The sequence below is a fragment of the Shewanella piezotolerans WP3 genome, assembly GCF_000014885.1.
Lineage (GTDB): Bacteria > Pseudomonadota > Gammaproteobacteria > Enterobacterales > Shewanellaceae > Shewanella > Shewanella piezotolerans.
Map to the genome: position 1 here is coordinate 2,401,549 of NC_011566.1, position 18,484 is coordinate 2,420,032.

General features: G+C 43.3%; 9 protein-coding genes. 5 read left to right on the forward strand and 4 right to left on the reverse strand.

From position 1 onward, the window contains the following. Positions 1–318: 318 nt before the first annotated feature. Positions 319–810 carry a redox-sensitive transcriptional activator SoxR gene (gene soxR, locus SWP_RS10325; RefSeq protein WP_020912412.1) on the reverse strand — a complete coding sequence of 164 codons (492 nt, stop codon included), beginning with the start codon at positions 808–810 and terminating at the stop codon, positions 319–321. 342 nt (positions 811–1,152) lie between these two features. On the opposite strand from soxR, the gene SWP_RS10330 reads away from it, so the two are divergent. The 4 genes from SWP_RS10330 to SWP_RS10340 all read left to right on the forward strand — a co-directional run bounded on the left by SWP_RS10330 (position 1,153) and on the right by SWP_RS10340 (position 7,900). Continuing rightward, complete coding sequence (locus SWP_RS10330) at positions 1,153–2,277, forward strand: efflux RND transporter periplasmic adaptor subunit (protein WP_020912413.1); 1,125 nt, start codon at positions 1,153–1,155, stop codon at positions 2,275–2,277. 1 nt (position 2,278) lies between these two features. Next, positions 2,279–5,347, forward strand: coding sequence for an efflux RND transporter permease subunit (locus SWP_RS10335; RefSeq protein ID WP_020912414.1), 3,069 nt, complete (start codon positions 2,279–2,281; stop codon positions 5,345–5,347). A gap of 507 nt (positions 5,348–5,854) precedes the next feature. Further along, positions 5,855–6,004 carry a hypothetical protein gene (locus SWP_RS24170; RefSeq protein WP_187148550.1) on the forward strand — a complete coding sequence of 50 codons (150 nt, stop codon included), beginning with the start codon at positions 5,855–5,857 and terminating at the stop codon, positions 6,002–6,004. 87 nt (positions 6,005–6,091) lie between these two features. After that, the gene (locus SWP_RS10340; RefSeq protein ID WP_020912416.1) at positions 6,092–7,900 is read left to right on the forward strand and encodes a cation:proton antiporter; all 1,809 of its coding nucleotides are present in this window, start codon (positions 6,092–6,094) and stop codon (positions 7,898–7,900) included. Positions 7,901–8,008: 108 nt separating this feature from the next. Here SWP_RS10340 and fadE read toward each other — a convergent pair whose 3' ends face one another. Then, the gene (gene fadE, locus SWP_RS10345) at positions 8,009–10,456 is read right to left on the reverse strand and encodes an acyl-CoA dehydrogenase FadE (RefSeq protein ID WP_044555838.1); all 2,448 of its coding nucleotides are present in this window, start codon (positions 10,454–10,456) and stop codon (positions 8,009–8,011) included. A 233-nt stretch (positions 10,457–10,689) separates the two neighbouring features. Here fadE and SWP_RS10350 point away from each other — a divergent pair, with 233 nt between their 5' ends. Beyond that, positions 10,690–11,466, forward strand: coding sequence for a class II glutamine amidotransferase (locus SWP_RS10350; RefSeq protein WP_020912418.1), 777 nt, complete (start codon positions 10,690–10,692; stop codon positions 11,464–11,466). A 229-nt stretch (positions 11,467–11,695) separates the two neighbouring features. Here the strand turns inward: SWP_RS10350 and SWP_RS10355 are convergent, their stop codons facing one another. Further along, positions 11,696–12,787: a response regulator gene (locus SWP_RS10355; RefSeq protein ID WP_020912419.1), complete on the reverse strand. Its 1,092-nt coding sequence runs from the start codon at positions 12,785–12,787 to the stop codon at positions 11,696–11,698. Between the two features lie 31 nt (positions 12,788–12,818). After that, positions 12,819–18,314, reverse strand: coding sequence for a response regulator (locus tag SWP_RS10360; RefSeq protein WP_020912420.1), 5,496 nt, complete (start codon positions 18,312–18,314; stop codon positions 12,819–12,821). Positions 18,315–18,484 lie beyond the last annotated feature (170 nt).

Sequence of the window (18,484 nt, forward strand, 5' to 3'; positions counted from 1 at the left end):
CATCTGACCTCCAAGGATGGCGGGAATGCCTTAAGCATGTCAGGAACATGCTTGGCCATGTGGTTGGCTAAGAATGTTTAAAGGTTCAAGTTCGTTAACGCAACATCATAACCACTAAAACTCGCCTGTTGGAGTGTTTTGAGTTTGCTACTTCTGCGCTGAATAAACCCATAAGGAATCATCACTGTGTCATTCATCACTTTGGATTGGCTTATTTTTAATTAGTTCTTGAAAAAACACTCTGGGTAGATCAACTTCTTATACCTATGGGGATAACTTAATGTTTGTTAACTAAGTGCGCTGAAATAATTGCTGTGGTTAGTCTTGCTCCGCTGCATAACGCGCTTTTATTTCGCGAATCGTGTCAGCTTCTTTAGGATCTAATAAACGGGCTCCAGTCCCTTTGCTGGCTAATTGATCGTCTGGGTTAATAAGGCTGCAGTACTTCTCGGAGAGGCAACCACAACCAATGCAGTAGGATAGCGTGTCTCTCAGTAAAGTTAGCCGCTCAATTTTTTCATCTAAACTTACCTTCCAACTAGAAGACAGTGTCTCCCATGCAGTACTTGTCACCTTATCATTGTTAGGAATGGCTGCTAGTTGCTCGGCAATTTCAGTTAAAGAGATCCCAGCCTGTTGTGCCGCTTTAATGACTGATATTTTCCTTAATACCGTACGGCTATAACGGCGATGATTGCCGGTATTGCGAGTGGATTTTATTAGGCCTCTGGTTTCATAAAAATGCAATGCAGATATTGCAACACCAGTTCTTTTTGACACTTCACCGACAGACATATCACTGTTAGGCATAATCGTTCCTCTTCATACCAAGATATCATATCTAAAGTTAACTTGAGATATTAGGCTGAATACTCTTCGATTGCAAAAATCAGTGAAGGGATGTTCTGGCTTGCAATGTTTTCGTCGTGCTATCCGTAGCTTAAAACGGCATAGCCTATACAAATAACGCAATAGTAAATTCGCGACTAATTAGGATTGCTAGTGAGCACCAAACAAGATGACATCGCTTACTCGCTATTATTGGTGAATTTTTTAAAGGTAAAAACCTGAAAAATGCTATTGACCTCAAGTTAACTTGATGTTTTACCCTACGCGACAGATCAGCTTAATTAAGGTTTGTTTGGAGGATAGATGAAGATAAAAGCATGGCTGTTTACGGGTTTGGCTTTGAGCACATTAGTTATCATTTTAGCTACGGTAAAGTACTTAGAGATTTCTGCTGGGATGGCGTACGCAAGTGCAATGCCAGAGTATTCAGAAACAGTTGAAACGGTGAAAGCTGATAGCGCTGAATATACAAAAACAGTTGAGGTGATAGGTAATATTGTCGTGCCTCATCATGTCGTTTTACGCAATGAGTCTTCTGGCGTGGTCGCCAGCGTTAATTTTGACTCAGGTGATAGCGTTAAGCAAGGTGACATTATTATTCAACTAGATGTTGATGCTGAGTTAGCTAATATTCGCTCAGCAACAGCAAGAGAGACTTTAGCGCAATCGATTTACAATCGCAGCCAAAAATTACGTCATAGTGAAGCTATTAGCCAAGAGCAGCTTGATAAAGCCGTTGCTGAACTAGCGGTGATTAAGGCGGAAATTGAAGTCTTAAAGGATAAGATCCGTAAGAAAACCATCAAAGCTCCCTTTGATGGTCGACTAGGTATTCATACAGCTAAAATAGGCGCCTTCTTAGATAGTAATAGTAAAGTGGTGTCAGTCTCCGGCGATACAGGCTTTGTCTGGGTTGATTTTTATGTGCCGCAACCTTATTCCAAATTAGCTGTCAGTAGCCAAGTGACGATATCTGCAATGAACAGTCGTGGCAATGATGTTATGCAGGCTGTGATTTTAGCGGCTAATGATGCGGTAAACGCTAGCGTTAGAAGTCGTTTATATCGAGCAAAATTGCCTATCAGTTCAATGGTACTTGATACTAATACTGCAGTCACGGTTTCGGTCCCTGTTAATAAAGTGGCCGAAGTGTTTACAGTGCCAAATCAAGCTGTTCTTAGCGATCAAAATGGGCAATATGTTTACTTGGTTGTCGCAGAGGCAGATGGAAAGGGCTATCGAGCAAAATACCAGCCTATTGAAGTGCTAGCTTCTGATGCAATAACAACCATGGTGAGTCAAGGGCTAGACTCGGATGATGTTATCGCCTCGGCCGGGGCTTTTAAGTTGTTTGAAGGGGTATTAGTTAATGTGCAGCAAGCAGGCAAACTAATCTCAGCCAATAAAACCTCAATGGGTGTGCACTAATATGGATATTTTTGTAAAAAAACCAATACTAGCCATTGTACTCTCTTTGGTGATTGTAGCTGCTGGGCTTTTAGCGGCTAAGAATATCGCTGTTTTGCAGTTTCCGCAGATAGAGAGCTCCTCTTTGGTGATTACCACCGAATATACTGGAGTGTCAGCCGAAACGGTTCAAGGCTTTGTCACCGTGCCTATAGAGCGCGTTGCGATGACAATACCCGGTGTTGACTATGTTGACTCATCAACTACCGCAGGAAGTTCAACAGTTACTGCATGGCTGAGGTTAAATGAAGACAGTACTGCTGCTCTGTCAGAATTGACTTCAAGGTTAAGCCAGATAAGTTATGAGCTGCCACAAGGTGCACAAGACCCTTCGGTTAATGTTGCCCGGGTCGATCGTGCTGGAGCGACTTTCTATCTTGATGTTCGCGCCGATGCTATGACCCGTGCAGAATTGACTGATTTTTTGAGCCGAGAAGTGAATCCTCAATTGGCATCTATTGAAGGTGTGCAAAAAATCAACCTCGAAGGCGCAAGAAATCCCGCGATGCGAGTCTGGCTTGATCCGGTAAAACTGGCAGCAATGAACATCGGTAGTAATGAAGTGTTTACTGCACTACAGCAAAATAACGTGATTGCACCGTTAGGAAAAACCGAGAATAGCGCCTACGAGATTGATCTTCTCAGCAATACCACTTTAAAAACGGCTAAAGATTTCGAAAACTTAAGTATTAAGAGTTTTGATGGCGGATCTATCCATTTAGGCGATGTTGCTCGGGTTGAAGAGGGGGAAGATAGAGGCATTACTGATGGAAGAGTGGATCTCTCGCAAACGATATATATTGCTGTGTCGCCTTTACCTGGCGCCAATGAGATTGAGATAGGTGACGAGCTATATCAGCGTCTTGAAAAAATTAACGCCAATTTACCCCATGGCGCGAATATATCGATTGCCTATGATGGCACACTCTACATGCGAGATGCGCTTAAGGAGATTTTTACAACGCTACTTGAGACCGTGATCCTCGTTGGCATAGTGGTGCTGCTCTTAATGGGCTCTCTGCGCTCTGCTTTGGTACCATTAATCACTATCCCTATCTCTATTTTGGGCAGTATTGCCATGATGCAAGTGATGGGGTTTACCATGAACCTTTTAACTATTCTTGCAATTGTCCTGTCTGTGGGCTTAGTGGTCGATGATGCTATTGTGGTGGTTGAAAACGTAGCACGTCACATGAGACTGGGACGTAGTCGGATTCAAGCTGCGCTCATTAGCTCGCGTGAACTACTGGCTCCAATCGTCGCAATGACGATTACGTTGGCGCTGGTATATGCGCCAATTGGTTTCGTTGACGGTATTACAGGAGCGCTGTTTAAGGAGTTTGCTTTTACATTAGCCACTGCGGTTTTAATTTCAGGGGTTGTCGCGCTTACGCTATCACCGATAATGAGCGCTTACGTATTAGCTGAAAAAGGCGCTGAAGGGGCGTTTACCCAAAGAGTGAATCGTTTCTTTGATAGGTTAGGCCGACGTTATTCAAAAGCGCTACTTAGGAGTTTTTCATATAAGCCACAAATAGCTATGGCAGCGGTCATTATTGCACTGCTTGTTATTCCGTTTTATCTCTTCTCAGCTAAAGAGCTTGCGCCAATAGAAGATCAAAGCTCTATTTATTTGATTGGTGAGTCGCCTGCAGGCTCAACTTTGAAGTACAGCACACCCTATCTAAATGAAGCCGTTGCCATGATATTAGCGGGTAAAGATGCTGATTCAATTTGGCATATCGTTAACAGCGGCAGTTCATTTGGCGGAATAAACTTTGTCGACTTCTCGGAGCGTGAACAATCGGTGCAGGAATTATTGCCAGAGGTTTATGGTCAATTATCGCAAGTCAGCGGAGTACGAATATTACCTGTTTTGCCATTACCTTTACCTACAGCCGGTCAGTTTGAAGTCGAAATGGTAGTGCAGGCTCAAGATAGTTATCAGCAGATGCTTAACTATGCTTATCAGTTAGTGGCAGCGGCTTATGCGAGTAATCAATTCATGTTTGTTGACACTGATCTTAAGATTGATAAGCCACAGGCAAAGCTTGTTTTTAATCATGCACGGATCACCGATCTAGGAATGAATGTATCAGAAGTCGTCAGTCAAGTTTCTACTATGGTTGCAGAGGAAGAGGTTAATCGTTATGACGCTAATGGACGTGCTTATCGCGTTATACCACTGGTTGAAAACAGTAATCGAAATCATGTTCAGGCTGTGATGGACTTACAAATCAAAACCGCAGATGGTGAATTGGTTCCTTTACACAATATAGCCAGTCTAGAGCATACTATTGGTCCACGGAAGATGGGTAAGTTTAATCAAAAAAATGCATTTAGAATTTATGGAGGCATTGCACCAGGGGGGACCAGTGATCAAGCACTTGCTGCGCTAGAGTCCGCTGCCCTTGAGGTGTTACCGCAAAACTATGTGATTGACTATGCGGGTAATAGTCGGCAGCTTCGCGCTGAAGGGAACAGTATGATATCTGTGCTTGGCATTGCCATTTTTGTGGTGTATTTAGTGCTATCGGTACAGTTTAATAGCTTTAGATCGCCTTTCGTGGTGCTGCTAGGCTCAGTGCCATTAGCCTTATCTGGTGCGCTGTCGTTCACATTTTTAGGCCTAACCAGTATGAATATCTATGCGCAGATAGGTTTTATTACCTTAGTTGGTTTGATTGCTAAAAATGGCATACTGATCACTGAGTTTGCTAATGAGCTGCAGCAAGAGGGAAAAAGTAAACTCGATGCGATTATTGAAGCTGCGAAAGTCAGGTTACGACCTATTTTAATGACAACAGCAGCAACGGTTTTGGGCCACTTCCCATTAGTATTGGTGACTGGAGCGGGGGCTGAGTCAAGAAACAGTATCGGCATTATTTTGGTGGCAGGAATGGTTATTGGCACTGTATTTACTTTGTTCGTACTGCCTACTGTGTATCTGCTTATCGGCGAAGATTATGCGAAAAAAACAAATAAATTAACTGACAATATGGCTGATCTCTCGTTAGCGAAGGTCATTTGAAAATACAGCTGTAAATTGGACTGGCAATTTTTACGTTGGTGAGTTAAACCAAACAATTTGATACGCGCAACTTCTTATCGGGATAAGAAGTTGCGCCGAGCGCCAGCAGCCGTCCTGTTGATTCGCTACAAAGCTTGCGCAGTGAGAGACGATGTTTTCCCTGCGTCAGTCTACTCAATCTCTTCTAGCTTAAATCTTATCCCTAATATTTTTACTTTAGCGCTTAATGCTCCTATGTTAATTACATCGCTATAAAAACTAATTGTTCGATGAGAGCTTGACTCACTATTCGTAAATTGATGGATTGGCTGTTTTTCCCACACTAGACACATCTACTGATTTATCTAATTTGGTACCGTAGTGTGCTGGGAGTAGCGGTATTTAGGTTAAGACGCTTGATTTTTAAGCGCTTCATCTACTCTCTTTAATGTCGTTAGATTAGGGGCTGTTGATCTTTCACGGTTGTTTTTGCCGCAGTTTATTGGCTATTTTGACAAGGCGGAGGCTATGCCGTTTAGTTATTCTCAACAAATAGTCTACAACATAGTAAAAATAGCCAAGAAACGCGGCCCTTTGGGTTCGCTTCAATGCTTCTATTACGGTGTTATGAGCTTTTCACTTAGCCAGCTAAGCTTTATCGCTCAAGCCTTGTACTAGAAGCATTGAATTCGAACAAAAACTAAGCTCGAAAGATCAACAGCCCCTAGTAAATTAGTGATGCCTATTATTGAATAAGGAAATTATATGCTGGAGCATATCACCGCAATGCTGGCTTTATTGGGAGTGTTATCGCTATTTTGTCAGTGGCTTGGCTGGCGACTTAGGCTTCCTGCCATTTTACCGCTATTACTGTGTGGGCTGCTATTAGGGCCTGTGCTGGATTTTTTAAACCCAGACGCAATTTTTGGCAACCTGCTTTTCCCGATTATCTCTCTAGGTGTTGCGGTGATCCTGTTTGAAGGCGCGCTCACGTTAAACTTCAAAGAGATCAGTGAACACGGAGGCATGGTTACGCGTTTAGTCACTTTAGGTACGGCAATTACATGGGCGTGTATCAGCGTGGCGACACATTACTTATTGGGGTTTGACTGGCTGATGGCTATTCTGTTTGGCGCATTAGTGGTGGTGACTGGACCGACGGTTATCGTGCCCATGCTGCGCAGTGTTCGCCCTAAAACCGAGCTTGCGAGTATTCTGCGCTGGGAAGGTATTGTTATTGACCCTATCGGCGCCATACTCGCGGTGCTGGTGTTTGAATACATAGTTGTCGCTGCTGATCCAACGACTCACGTACTGCATGCACTAGGGGCTATGCTCATTGTTGGTTTAGGTTTTGGCGCATTAAGTGGTTATCTAGTCGGGCTTATTTTGCGAAAAAATTTGTTACCCCATTACTTGCGCAATACCGCGGTACTGACCTTAATGTTAGCGGTGTTTGTCGGCTCTAACTTATTGCAGGAAGAAGCGGGCTTGTTGTCAGTGACTGTGATGGGGATTTGGCTGGCAAATATGAAAGGGGTTGAGATCAGCGATATTCTTGAATTTAAAGAAACGCTCACAGTACTGTTGATCTCCGCACTGTTTATTCTGCTAGCGGCTAGGCTAAACGCTGACGCGTTATTAAGTTTAGGGTGGCAAGGTTTAGCGCTGTTAGCTGTAGTGATGCTAGTCGCAAGGCCGCTTAGTATTTGGTGCTGTGGTGTTGGTACGTCTCTTTCTAGTGGCGATAAATGGTTTTTAAGTTGGGTTGCTCCTCGCGGTATTGTTGCGGCAGCTATCTCTTCGTTATTTGCGATTAAACTTGAAAAGGCTGGCGTTGCTGGTGCTGAGTTGATTGTGCCTTTGGTGTTTCTAATTATTATTGGCACTGTAGTGATCCAGAGCTTAACGGCTGGTCGCTGGGCTAAAATATTAGGAGTGACGGCTGGATCTTCTCAAGGCTTACTTATTTTTGGTGCGTCGCAGTTTTCACGGGCCGTTGCTAAAGCTTTGATGTCGAAAGGCGTTACAGTGTTGCTTGCTGACAATAACTGGGACAATATCCGTTTGGCAAGAATGGATAATATTCCTGTGTATTTTGGTAATCCAGCTTCTGAGCATGCAGAAAACCATATGGATTTGAGCGGAATAGGACGAGTATTAGTCATGTCGCCTTATCGTCAACTTAACCCCTTGGTGAGTTTTTACTTTCAAGACGTATTTGGTGGTGAAAAAGTCTACGGACTCAATAACGGTGATAGCAGTAATGGCAGTGCTAGGCATCAATTATCGGAGTCATACCTGAAGCGTTTATGCTTATTTGGAGATGCAGTGTCATACTCAAAGTTAGCCAGTTTGATGGCCAAAGGGGCCACAATAAAAAGTACTAACCTCACAGAGAACTTTGATTATTCGATGTTCATGCAGCAGTACGGTCAAACTGCAATTCCTTTGATTTATCTGCAAGAGGGTAAAGTTAAAGTGTTTAGTGCTGCAGATACAGTATTGAGCCACGGTGTGGAGTTGATAAGTTTAATACCAGCTGGTATTGAGTTGAATGGGAAAGAGGCTTAATACCATTGTTATAGTGCCAATCAAGGTTCGTTCTTTCAAAACCATTAAAAAAGCCAGTCGAGATTATCGACTGGCTTTTTAGCGTGAGCTTAGTTTTACAAGGTTTTGCTATGCAGCTTGTTCCTGCTTAGCAAACTCAAGCACTCGGGCTTTTAGCTCTTCAGGGTCAAAGTCATCGACATTGATAGACTTCATTCGACCGATTTCAGCACGCTCTAATAGCGCCACTTCATCTTCACTCAGAACACCTAAAGCTTTACCTTCAGCGGCTATCTTATCTAACCACATAAACGGTAGACGCTTACCAGCAGCTTTACAGACTTTGTCGTAGATAGGCTCTGACGCTAAGATATCCTTAAAGGTTTGTTCTTGAATACCAACTGGGTTGTGCTCACTTGGTGTCCAGAATTGGCCTTTACCCATGCGCTCACGGCTAGCACAAGGTGTTTGCATGATCTTTGCAACCTTATGGTCTAGCACGTCAGTAGGGCGTTTTAATGGGCGACCAAATGGGAAAATAATGGCACGCAGTGGTAGACCAAGACCCATAGGGAAGTTGTCTAATAGATCATCCAGTGATGTTTGAAGTTTGTGCAGTGAATCTTCAACAGCCCACTGTACTAAAGGTAGATCTTCAGATTGACGACCTTCATCTTCATAGCGTTTTAATGTGGCAGAGGCAAGATACAACTGGCTGAGCAGGTCACCTAAACGAGCCGAGATGCGCTCCTTACGTTTAAGGTTGCCACCGAGTGTCGCCATAGCAAGATCTGACAGTAGTGCCAAGTTTGCGCTGAAGCGGTTCATTTGCTGGTAGTAACGCTTAGTTTTATCTGAATAAGGCGCATTAGAGAAGCGGCTTGAGGTAAGACCTAACCAGAAGCTACGGACTAAGTTACTAGTGGTAAAGCCAATATGACCAAAAATAGCGGCATCAAAGTCACGCAGACCTTTGTTTGCATCAGGATCAAACGCTGATTCCATTTCTGCTAATACGTAAGGATGACAGCGGATTGCGCCTTGACCATAAATAATCATTGAACGGGTAAGAATGTTTGCACCTTCAACCGTAATGGCGATAGGCGCTGCTTGATAGCCACGACCTAGATAATTTCCAGGGCCTAAACAGACACCTTTACCTCCGTGAATATCCATTGCATCAATAACACAACCTTGCATTCTGTCGGTTAAGTGGTATTTCACAATCGCTGAGATAACAGAAGGTTTTTCACCTAAATCGATACCAGTAGTGGTTAAGCTTGTTACCGCATCCATGAGGTAAGCATTACCACCGATGCGTGCCATTGGCTCTTCAATCCCTTCAAGCTTACCAATAGGCAGCTTGAATTGACGACGAATGCGAGCGTATGCTCCTGTGGCTAATGCTGCGGTTTTAATTCCCCCCGCAGAGTTAGAAGGCAGGGTAATGCCACGGCCAACTGATAGACATTCAACCAACATTCTCCAACCTTGGCCGGCCATTTCTGGACCACCGATGATAAAGCTTAAGGGTACGAATACTTCGTTACCGCGGGTTGGACCATTTTGGAACATACAATTAAGCGGGAAATGACGACGGCCTGTTTCAACCCCTTCAATATCGGTTGGGATAAGTGCACAGGTAATGCCTAGCTCTTCTTGTTTACCGAGTAACTGGTCTGGATCGCGCAGTTTAAAGGCTAGACCGAGCACAGTCGCGACTGGCGCTAGGGTAATATAGCGTTTGTTCCAAGTTAGTTTCATACCTAGCACTTCTTCACCTTCCCACTGGCCTTTACAAACGATGCCGAAATCAGGGATTGCGCCTGCATCACTGCCTGCCTCTGGGCTAGTCAGTGCAAAACAGGGAACTTCTAAGCCTTTTGCAAGGCGCGGTAGGTAGTGATCTTGCTGAGCGGTCGTACCATAATGCTGCAGTAATTCGCCTGGGCCGAGTGAATTAGGCACCCCTACGGTTGATGCAAGTTCGCTGCTTAGACCTGCAAGCTTTTGTAGGACTCGTGATTGAGCATAAGCTGAATACTCTAAACCGCCATACTTCTTTTTGATAATCATGGCAAAGAAACCATGATCTTTTAAATACTGCCAGATCTCTTCAGGTAGATCGGCTATCTCATGGGATACTTGATGCTGATTAAGCATCTTACAGACTTCTTCAACTGGACCGTCTAAAAAGGCTTGTTCTTCAGCACTTAGCGTTGCTTTTGGGTAGTTATGGAGTTTGCTCCAATCAGGTTTTCCAGCAAATAGGTCTGCTTCCCACCATGTTGTACCCGCTTCAATCGCTTCTTTTTCTGTGGTCGACATTTCAGGCATGATCCCGCGGTACATTTTTAGTAGCGGGCGGGTAATAACATTTTGTCTGAAAGAGCTAAGGTTAAGCGGTAGGGCGATAACAAGAAACGCAACCCATAATAGCGGGCTGACAACGGCAGTACCTGTGCCGATAGCCATCACGATGGCTGCGCCTATGGTCGCAGTGAGTAGGGAGACTCTTAAATAGGCAAAAGCGCCTATGGTAAAAATCATCGCCAAGATCCAAAGTAGGGTAGTCACTGTAATTCTCCTTTTAGTTGTGACTTATCACTTGCAGCGAGTCACTTATTTGCGGGTCTACGTCACAATTATAGACTGTGGTCAGACCTGTGTCTCATAAAATCTAAACCCAAGTCAGTTTTAATACAAGCCTTTTTCAAACAAATGTTTAAATTTTTTGTGCGAAGGGAGCATTCCACTATGCGCAGCAACTGGTTAGAATGGGCTTATATTATTGAACGGGAATAAGATTAATGTGCGAGTTGCTGGCCATGAGTGCCAATGTACCGACTGATATAGTGTTTAGTTTTACAGGCCTTGCTGAAAGAGGTGGTGTAACAGGACCACATATTGATGGTTGGGGGATCACTTTTTATGAAGGTAAAGGCAATCGAACATTTAAAGATGCACGTCCAAGTAGCGAGTCCCATGTTGCAAAGCTTATTAAATCGTACCCAATAAAAAGCGAAGTTGTCGTAAGTCACATAAGGCAAGCGAATCGCGGTGGTGTATCGCTTGAAAATACTCATCCTTTTACTCGTGAACTTTGGGGACAGTATTGGACTTATGCTCATAATGGTCAGCTGAGTGATTATCAAGATAAGTTTATTTCAACGCGCTTTAATGCTGTTGGCGATACTGACAGTGAAATGGCATTTTGCTGGATAATGGATAAAGTGGTTGAGCAGTTTGGTGATAACGCGCCTGCAGATATGCTCTTAGTGTATCGCTTTATTGCAACCTTAGCGGATGAGATCAGAGCGCTTGGGGTTTTTAATATGATCTTAAGTGACGGCGAACATTTAATGAGCTATTGCAGTAATAACTTGTGTTATATCACTCGATGTGCGCCTTTTGGCAAGGCGAAGCTTATCGATACCGATGTGGTTATTGATTTTGACAAAGAGACAACTCCTAATGATGTGGTTACCGTTATCGCCACTCGTCCGCTGACAAAAGATGAGCAGTGGAATGTGCTCGCTGCTGGAGAGTGGAAACTGTTTAAAAAGGGTGAGTTGCTGATAGGCTAGTGTTGGTTTCCACTACAGTAAGTCGTCGATATTTAAATGGGTTACAGCTTGTTTTGCTTAAGCTTAATTAATCGGTGTTAGCTTTGTATCGTCGACTCTCATCTGTAGTGAAACTCGTTGTATGAATGGCCAAAAATCAGTGGTTATATTTTTTGCAAAAGTGAAAACGCCAACGAGTAAATTGCATCAGCTCAGCTTTTATCTACTGTCACAATGTTATACTGAGTGGCTACTCTTGATCGAGGAAGCGTTTTGCGATTTCGTCAAACTGATCGGTTATTGTTAAAAAACAATCAACCATGCTTGGTTCAAAGTGGCTGCCACGCCCCTCTGCAATAATATTTATGGCTTTTTCATGGCTAAAAGCAGGCTTATAAACCCGTTTGCTAATCAGTGCATCATAAACATCAGCGACGGCCATTAATCTTGCTGATAATGGAATATCTTCACCTGCCAAGCCTTCGGGGTAACCTGAGCCATCCCATTTCTCTTGATGCGAATAGGCTATTTCTTTGGCAAAAATAAGAAAGTTGTCTGCCACATCCATAGATTTCTCTGCTGCGGAAATGGCATCACGACCATAGGTAGTGTGTTTCTTCATTATCTCAAATTCTTCGTCGGTGAGTTTGCCCGGCTTAAGTAAAATGTGATCAGGAATGCCTACTTTGCCAATATCATGCAGTGGCGCTGATTTATACATGGCAGTGATAACTTCTGGGGTGAGCTGTTGTTGATATTGCGGGTTTTTCGCTAGCGCTTGAGCTAAGACTCGCACGTAATGTTGGGTGCGTCGAATGTGGTTTCCAGTCTCTGGATCACGAGATTCTGCTAGGGCTCCCATTGCTACCATTGCTACGTCTTGTATTTCAGCCAGTTGTTTTGTGCGTTCTCTAACGCGCTCTTCGAGTATATCGTTTTGCCTTTCCATTAAATCTCTTGAAGCCTTTAACAGCAAGTGGTTCTTGACGCGTTCCTTGAGAATTGCCGGGCTGATAGGCTTCGTTATATAGTCTACAGCGCCAAGTGCTAAGCCTTTGGTTTCATCATCTTCTTGTACTTTTGCGGTTAAAAATATAATAGGAATATCTTTAGTCGACGGTTGGGATTTTAAGTGCTGACATACTTGATAACCATCCATTTCAGGCATCATGACATCGAGTAAGATGAGATCTGGCAGACGCTTCGCGATTATTTTTAATGCCATCTTACCGCTTAAAGCAGCCTGAATAAGGTAATCTTGAGATAATATTCCTTTTACCACTTCAATGTTGGTAGCGGTATCATCTACGGCTAGAATGGTTGCCTTTTTTACATCGACCATTTGTTTAATCCTTTATTGTTTGAATATGGCATCAGTTTTTATCAACCTCAATGAGTAACTGCTCAAGTTGTGAGTCGGCGGATTCAAAATCGTAGCGACTTAAGGTATTGAGCAGTGACTCCGCTGCTTGCTGTATGTTAGGGGGGAGTGGGGATTCGAGTAAGGCTTCGATACCATCAACGGCAGCAGAATCAAAATCTTCAATTTGAGTGGCAATGACATTAAGCTGGCTGATTATCTCGCTGCTGGGGAGATAATCAATTTGTTGTGGACTGTCAGTTTGTTCATACAGCGACAAAATTTCATTGCTAAAAGCAGCGATAAGCGTTTCTGCTTCGTCGAAATCATATTGCACAAGCGCTTTGTGCAGTGACTGGGCTATTTGAGAATCAGCCGCTGTTTTAAGTTGCTCAAATAGGCTATCTAGGTTATCGATTGCGGTGCAGTCTAGGAGCCCAATTTGTTCAGCTAGGGTTTCAAGTTGCTTCAATATCTCGCCGTGAGATAAATTGCAGTCGACTGTGGTAGTGTTCGTTTGAGGTAATGCACACTCTATGGTGTTGACCATTTTCTCCAATTGTAGCTGGCATTCGTTAATAAGCAGTGTTAGCTCGGGTGTAACGCTACAGTTATCGTTAAGCTTTTGCTGGCTAAGCATGGTTTCAATCTGTTGTGCTGCTGGCACCACAAACATCGCGCCGACATTGCCAGCCACACCTTTTAATGTATGTATGGCAATAATCGCTGCGCTGATATCTTTGCTGGCAATCGCTTGGATAACGCTATCAAGTGTACCAGCTTGCGATTGGGCCACTTTAGCGAGCATTTTATGGTAAGCCTGACGATTACCAGATAGACGTGCCAGCGCTCTGTCAACCTCAAAATCTGCTAATTCAATAACCTCAACTTCATCAGTCACAAAGGATTGCTCTTTAGCTTGCGATAACGTTTTACCTGTTGGCTCTATCCATTTCGCTAATGTTTGATATACCTCTTGGGGATTAATTGGTTTAGGTATATGTTCATTCATTCCCGCTTCTATGCATTTTTCTCGATCACCACTCATGGCGTTGGCTGTCATGGCGATAATTGGGATTAACTGTTTATCTGGATTGAGTCTAATATTTCTAGTTGCTTCATAACCATCCATAATCGGCATCTGAATATCCATTAAGATCGCGTCATATGAATTAGCTATCGCCATATCGACGGCTTCTTGACCATTACATGCTGTAGACACCTCAATGCCCGCCATATTAAGTAATTCAGTGGCTATCTCTTGGTTAATGTCATTGTCTTCCACCAGCAATACATGGGCACCGACAATGTCTTTTGCTGCGCTTATATTCAGTTTGCCACTCTCAGTCACCTTTGGTTGGGAGGATTTTTTACCCATAACGGCCATTACGGTGTCAAGTAAGGTAGAGGCGCTGACGGGTTTGGTTATCGCGCTGTCAAGCTCCGCTGTGCCTGCTTGTTTGAGCATTTCATCACGATCATAGGCGGTGACTATAACCAATTTAGGTTGATTGACTAAGCTGAGATCACCCTGAATTGCCCCGCAAAGTGCGAGGCCATCCATTTGTGGCATCTTCCAGTCAGCTAACAGCAGTTTGTAGGGGTTGCCTTGACTGTGAGCAAGTTTTACTTTTTCAATGGCTTCGCTGCCTGAGGCGGCTAAATCAGGGCGGAACCCTAAGCTTTTTGATAGGGTAAACAAGATCTCTCTTGCAGCGACACTATCGTCGACAATGAGCAACGGCAGACCTAATAAGCTCTTCGATGAGGCCTTTTCTATGGCACTATTCACAGCTGCAATAGCAAATTTCGCTGTGAATAGAAAGGTACTGCCTTCGCCATAGCTACTCTCTACCCAGATCTTACCAGCCATTAATTCCGTAAGTGTTTTACTAATGGTTAACCCCAACCCTGTACCACCATATTTTCGAGTGGTGGACGCATCTGCCTGGCTAAATGACTTAAACAGTTTGTTCAGTTGTTCAGGCGTCATGCCTATGCCAGTGTCTTTAACTGCAAACTCTATGGTTACCTGTTGTTCGTGTTGCTCAACTGCACGTGCCTTAATGATGATTTCACCTTCATCTGTAAACTTCATGGCATTGTTGGCAAGGTTGATTAATATTTGCCCAAGCCTCAACGGGTCGCCGATTAGATCTACTGGTAGATTTGGCTCGATATCGATCAGTAGCTCTAGCCCTTTCTGTTGAGTTTTATGGGCGATTATCTGGACTAAGTTGTCGAAACTATCGTTTAAGTTAAACGGCGTCATTTCGAGTTCTAATTTACTTGCTTCTATTTTTGAAAAGTCGAGAATGTCATTAATGATCCCCAGCAATGACTCTGCTGAGTTTTGGATTTTAGTTACGTAATCGGATTGCTTTCTATTCAAGTCCGTCTGTTGAATTAAATAGCTCATGCCTATGATGGCATTCATCGGTGTACGTATCTCATGACTCATATTGGCTAGGAAGTCACTTTTAGCGCGAGTTGCTTCATCCGCAGTCTTCACTGCAATTTCTAGCTGTCTGGCGTTCTCTTTCTCGGTGGTAATGTCAATGATGTTACCAACGAGACCGCCAGGGTTGCCATTACTGTCTTTAAAACCGGTAACCCAATATAGCGTGTGGTGGATCTTGTTATCGCCAAAGGGGATCGGCATCTCCTTTTTTATGGTGGTTTGATTGGCGATAACTTCGGTATCTTCAGCTTGATAAAGTTGACGGTCTTTTTTACTTAAGTAGGTGAGATCACTAACTGTTAATCCGACTAAATCTTTAGATTCGACTTGAAATGTTTCTTCATAAGCTTTGTTGAAGCCTAAGAATTTCCCGTTTGCATCTTTATAGAAAAGTGGAATTGGCACGGTATCTATCAGTAACTGTTGAAACTTCATCTGCTCAGCTAAAGAAAGGGTCGCGGCTTCGGCTTTTTGCATTGCCGCTTTTAGTGCTTCAGTTCTCTCTTTTACCAGCTGCTCTAGCTCTATGCGAGAGCGGGTTAGGGCGCGCGTGGCACGGGTGCCGACCCTTAAGGTAAACAGAGTACTTCCAAGCAGAAGTGCGAGAGAAATAAAGACTATCGACCAAGTGGTGTATTTAAATATGCGAATAAGAGCAAACGACTCTTCAACATCGACCTCTGCTGTGATACCCATGTCGAGGTTTTCATCCCATAGCCAGCTCCCCACCACTTTGACCCCCCGGTAGTCATTGTAGCCCTCTAAATTCATACCAGACTGTTTATTGGCGATCCCAGCTGACATCAGGGTTAATGGCCAATTCGGATTGGGGCTAACCGCCTCATTTGCGTTAAGGAGATTAGTACCAGGGTTGGCGATGCGCACATTTAGTGAAGCATCTTGCTTTTGATTAATAAGTCCGATATCTCGAAGTTGGCTTTCAAAGCGAACTTTTGATAATAGCAATCCTGTCTTATCTACCGCATAAGTCTCACCACTGTGACCTATAAAGCCTGCCGAGAGGATAGTAGAAAATTCACCACCAAAATTCACCCGTTTTGTAATAATGGCAATGACTTGATTGTTTTTATTTATCACCGGTGCTGCAAAAAACATGGTGGGGGGCTTATCGACGATGCTGGTGTTCAACTTCCCATCGAAGAAAACATCTGATCTGATGGGGGGCACAAATACGCTCTCGCCTTGTAGTACTTTTTCTAATAAGGCTGGACGTTGCCGTTGAATAATATTGATACCGCCGACGTTAGCGTCTCGACGAGAAGATAAACTAATTTTATCTGGGGAGATAATAAAGAAACCAAAGGAGTTCGACTCACGTTCTCGATCACTAAAAAACTTGCGAACTTGTGCTTGAATACTTGCTTCAACAAGGGACTTCTTGTCTCTTGGTAGAATGAGTAACTGCTCTACTAAATCGACTAACTCCTTGTTTTTACCTACATGTTGTAAACTATTTAATTCATAGTCCACCCAGAAAAATAACCGTTGATGAGTGGAGTCGAGTAAAGTTTGTAAATTATATTCTAATTCGCTCAAGGTCTTTTGCTCGGCAAAGCGAGTGACCATGGCAATAACTGCAATAAGCACAATGGATAAAATTGTCAGGCCAATATAAATTGAGCGTTTAAAGCTTTTTGAGCTAAATCTAGTGGCTAACTCTTTGTCATTGGCTTTTAAAATTCGAGAGCTGATAATGATCGCAAAGACAAACAGTGCGACGACTATGATGATTATAGCGAATAAAGAGTAAAGGTACTCGGGTTGCTCCTCGCTAACCGTTTTTACATCTGATGTTAACCAATCATCTTTAGTTAACATCAGATCTCTTAATTTCAGTGAGTCTAACCCTTTTTGTAATATTGAATGCAAAATAGGCTGCCGATTCGTACTAAAGAGGTGCACTGATGTGGGGGGGAACACATCTTCATCTATCGCTCTTATTTCTTCTGTTTTGCCTTGCTGACGCAGTACATGTTGAATGACTAACTCAGAGTCGAGTAGCGCATCAGCTTCCCCTGATATTACTTTATTAATGGATTCATTGATGTCGGTTGTGTCTATGATGGTTATATTGGGGTAGAGACGTAGTAGTTTCTTGCGACTGGTGTACCCTTGTGGTAAAGCGATGCTGGCATTCGCCAGATCATCATTGGTGATTAAGTGGGTGTTTTTGTTTTGGACATGGAATAATTCACGCACTAAAAAGAAAGGGGTAGTGTAATTGCCAAATGCTTTTCTATCCTCGGCATAATATGCGTCAGGTAATAGGTCTATCTCACCCCGTTTGAAGGCTTCTAGATTACTGTTCCAGTCGCCTTGCTTTATCTCAAACTGTAAGCCAGTTTCGTTAACTATTTTATTCACGATAGCGCCGGCGAAGCCGCCAATACTGCCATCTTCCAGCATAAATAACATCGGCGGCCAATGGTCGATACCGATGACGACTTTATTTTCAGCGATCCATTTTGTTTCTGCAGCGGTTAGACTTACTTTTTCGGGCGTGTCATTGGCTGAAGTATTGACCCTAGTACTTAGCGTTTGTGTATATAAGCCAAGATTGTGCAGGTAATCTTTTTTTAATTTCAGGTATTCATCGCTGTTGATGAGCGTCATCGCCAGCTTACGATTACCTTGTTGAATGGCATCAATCATCTGGCTTTCTAGAGCTACTAGCTTGAGGTTGGTGCTTTCTAATGCTTTTATGAGCTGCAGATCTTCTGGGGTTTGCTCTGATAAAAGCTGGTTAATTAGTTTTGTTAGTTTGGGCTCGTATTGATGATAGCGGTTGAGCCACTTTTCATCGCCAGAAAATCCGTAGCTGAGTACTGAGGAGGTGAGGATTTCATCATAGTATTTTAGTTCAATCGCTATGTTTTTAATATCAGCGGTGGTTAACTGTTGATGTGGTAGGGGGGGCTCTGCCGCATAGACTCGAGAACATGTAATGTTTGTTAGCAGCACTAACAATAAAGTGCTCCAGAACAGTCCGGTGGTCGGTTTTCTATTTTTTCGGTTTGCAGAGCGCATATTTTACTTCCGAGTAATATATGGTTGGCAGCTCAATTAAAGTTACACAAAAATAACATTACGAACAAGAAAAAGATCACGTTTATCTTTGGGCTGCTAATAGTTTTAACTTAGCGTCATAAAGCTTAGCAATGATTGATTGATTGGTTTTGTTTTTGGTCGACGTTAAT